We start from the raw sequence: 3040 nt of genomic DNA, 5'->3' as shown, positions 1-3040 counted from the left end.
GGGTACCACCAATCAGCAGTTGGCCACCTCTCGCCATTCATCCATGAGTGTCGCACTTATTATCTGAATTCCCGAAGCACTGAGTATTTTAACTCGTGAAATGTCAGACATAGCCGCCCCTATCGCGGCTATTGAGGACTCAAAGGTAACCTCTTTTCGTATTAAATTAGCCATCGCAAGTTCACTTTATTGCCCAAGGGAGCGTAACAGATGCAGCCATACTATCATTGTCCGTTATTAATATCAGTTGGTTAGCATGGTCACTGTATTGCACTAAAATATTAATGTTATTCTCCGCCAATACTCGTGCTATTTCGCCAAGTTCCCCCGGTTTTTCCTGTTTTAACTTACGAATTAATGGTGTCCGGATCGCAAGTACTAACAGTCCAGCTTGCTCTAGCGCTATTTTAGCTTCCTTTCCTTGTTCAACAAGAAAATGAGCATGGCATTCATCACCAACCGTAAATATCCCTCCCCCTTCCAATCCAATACCTTTATTACCTAATGTTTTTCCTAGTAATGCTAATTGTCCTATTTGATTATCTAAAACAACGTGAACATCAAACATTATCCTTGTCCTTTTTAAATGAATATTCGCGAGTAATATGAGCAATACTAATTTTGTAAAAATCAAATATTGACTCTCGCCCTTCTTGTTGAGCTTTCGCATGTAAAACATGATTTTTCCATTGCAGAACTGCGTATTCGTTTTCCCACCAAGATAGCGATAACATTTTTCCTTCTGTAGCTAGACTTTGAAAACGTTCAATTGAAATAAAACCAGCTACATGACTTAATAGTGGTCTTAACTCCTCAGCTAAAGTCAAATAGCGAGTTTGTTGGTCGGGTTGTATTTGCACCTCAAATATTACAGCAATCATATTTTTCTCCGTTATTAATCAACAAACAGAGTAATCCACCCGAAAATTAACACTTCGATAAGCAACGAAATATAGAAAGGTCATGCTGCTGTTTTATGTTGTATATCACACTTCTTTAAATTGCTCGGCCTGCGCTTATCATGTTCTCCTTCTCTTATAATTTTGTTTATTATTTATACTTTTTTATTTTTTGCTATCACCGAAAATAGTGCGGATCCCGCATGGTATTTAGGTTTACCCATCATTAAATACCATTGTTGTTATTTTAATCTTTTTAATATTTCATGATTAAGATCACACTAAAATTATGACCCTATTAACTAAAAGTTATGGATACCCTAATAAAACTCATTGTTAAAGATTAGTTAACCAAAGTAACTTCATTTTTCACTATTGTTAAATTGTTATAGTGAAAATTCTGGTAAACTAATAGAGGTAAAAAAATGATCCTAGATGCCAGTTATACATTATTAGTCGCATGTATCGCGCTACTCATAGGAATGTTTGTCGTAAAATTTACCCCGTTCCTACAAAAAAACCACATACCAGAAGCCGTCGTTGGTGGCTTTATTGTTGCAATTGTTCTGTTAATTATTGATAAAACATCAGGTTATTCGTTTACTTTTGATGCTTCATTGCAAAGTTTATTAATGCTCACATTCTTTTCCTCTATCGGGCTAAGTTCTGACTTTTCTCGACTGATTAAAGGAGGAAAGCCGTTAGTTCTATTAACTATTGCAGTAACGATCCTAATCGCCATTCAAAATACTGTCGGCATGAGTATGGCTGTCATGATGAATGAAAGTCCATTTATTGGCTTAATTGCAGGTTCAATTACTCTAACAGGTGGTCATGGTAATGCCGGAGCATGGGGCCCTATTCTCGCTGATAAATATGGTGTAACAGGCGCCGTTGAATTAGCGATGGCTTGTGCAACACTTGGATTAGTGTTGGGTGGTTTAGTTGGCGGCCCTGTTGCCCGTCATCTTTTGAAAAAGGTCTCTATTCCTAAAACAACCGAGCAAGAGCGCGACACTATCGTTGAAGCTTTTGAGCAACCAAGCGTCAAAAGAAAAATCAATGCAAATAACGTTATTGAAACCATTTCAATGCTGATTATCTGTATTGTTGTTGGTGGCTATATCAGTGCATTGTTTAAAGATACTTTTCTGCAACTGCCTACTTTTGTCTGGTGTTTATTTGTCGGTATTATTATCCGTAATACACTGACTCATGTATTTAAACACGAAGTGTTTGAGCCGACCGTCGATGTATTAGGTAGCGTTGCTTTATCGCTTTTCTTGGCAATGGCGTTAATGTCATTAAAATTTGGTCAATTGGCAAGCATGGCAGGGCCAGTATTAATTATCATTGCTGTACAAACTGTTGTCATGGTGCTATTTGCCTGCTTTGTCACCTTCAAAATGATGGGCAAAGATTATGATGCTGTCGTGATCAGCGCGGGTCACTGTGGCTTTGGTATGGGAGCAACACCAACAGCAATTGCGAATATGCAAACAGTCACAAAAGCATTTGGACCATCACATAAAGCTTTCCTTGTCGTTCCTATGGTCGGTGCCTTTATTGTTGATATTTCAAACAGTATCTTAATTAAAATATTTATTGAAATTGGTACATACTTTACCTAATAGCTACACACTACTCGGCGTACTTCTCCTAACAATTTATTATAGGGCAGTATGCCGAGCCGCTTTCTTACCCCGTATATTCCCCTAGTCAATCTATTTAGCTTGCACGTTTACGAATTAATTCTCGTGACAACTAAACCAAAATTTGAATTATGACGAGTATATCTGATTATTTATACTTTATTCGTTAGAATAGTCCGTAGAAATAAATAATCAGTAGGCTACATGGAATGAAATTAAGACATCTCGATATCTTTTATGCTGTAATGACTTGTGGTTCCTTAACGCGTGCGGCTGAAGTTTTACATATTTCTCAACCCGCGGCGAGTAAAGCACTCAAACATGCTGAGCACTGAGAGATCCCCTCATAATTTCCCCAAAACGTAACCATGTGTGAATAGATTTTGAGTAAGCAGGGTTGCAGCCACGAGTGAGTCTTCCCTTGTTATTGTGTAGCCAGAATGCCGCAAAACTTCCATGCCTAAGCGAACTGTTGAGAGTACGTTTCGA

4 protein-coding genes and 1 pseudogene are annotated in these 3040 nt (G+C 38.0%); 2 read left to right on the top strand and 3 right to left on the bottom strand.

The features are described 5' to 3' along the window. Positions 1-181 precede the first annotated feature (181 nt). Together PG897_RS22405 and PG897_RS22400 are read right to left on the bottom strand one after the other, a co-directional pair. Positions 182-568 carry a hypothetical protein gene (locus PG897_RS22405; protein ID WP_000460651.1) on the bottom strand — a complete coding sequence of 129 codons (387 nt, stop codon included), beginning with the start codon at positions 566-568 and terminating at the stop codon, positions 182-184. After that, positions 561-881: an antibiotic biosynthesis monooxygenase family protein gene (locus PG897_RS22400; RefSeq protein WP_000562370.1), complete on the bottom strand. Its 321-nt coding sequence runs from the start codon at positions 879-881 to the stop codon at positions 561-563. Before PG897_RS22400 ends, PG897_RS22405 begins: the two co-directional genes overlap by 8 nt. A gap of 443 nt (positions 882-1324) precedes the next feature. Here PG897_RS22400 and gltS point away from each other — a divergent pair, with 443 nt between their 5' ends. Next, complete coding sequence (gene gltS, locus PG897_RS22395) at positions 1325-2530, top strand: sodium/glutamate symporter (RefSeq protein ID WP_000599533.1); 1206 nt, start codon at positions 1325-1327, stop codon at positions 2528-2530. Between the two features lie 230 nt (positions 2531-2760). Beyond that, entirely contained in the window at positions 2761-2886 is a 126-nt protein-coding gene (locus PG897_RS22390) for a LysR family transcriptional regulator (protein ID WP_001303004.1), read from the top strand. 9 nt (positions 2887-2895) lie between these two features. Here PG897_RS22390 and PG897_RS22385 read toward each other — a convergent pair. After that, positions 2896-3040 (bottom strand): annotated as a pseudogene (locus tag PG897_RS22385) (IS4 family transposase); the annotation flags it as partial.

Origin of the sequence: Aeromonas sp. QDB20 (genome assembly GCF_027707805.1) — a bacterium.
GTDB classification, from domain to species: domain Bacteria; phylum Pseudomonadota; class Gammaproteobacteria; order Enterobacterales; family Aeromonadaceae; genus Aeromonas; species Aeromonas dhakensis.
This window is presented reverse-complemented; position numbering and strand designations above follow the sequence as displayed.

Excerpts from the sequence above, each read along its gene's own strand:
- gltS (WP_000599533.1), top strand. The coding sequence starts at position 1,325 with ATGATCCTAGATGCCAGTTATACATTATTAGTCGCATGTATCGCGCTA.
- PG897_RS22400 (WP_000562370.1), bottom strand. The coding sequence starts at position 881 with ATGATTGCTGTAATATTTGAGGTGCAAATACAACCCGACCAACAAACT.
- PG897_RS22390 (WP_001303004.1), top strand. The coding sequence starts at position 2,761 with ATGAAATTAAGACATCTCGATATCTTTTATGCTGTAATGACTTGTGGT.
- PG897_RS22405 (WP_000460651.1), bottom strand. The coding sequence starts at position 568 with ATGTTTGATGTTCACGTTGTTTTAGATAATCAAATAGGACAATTAGCA.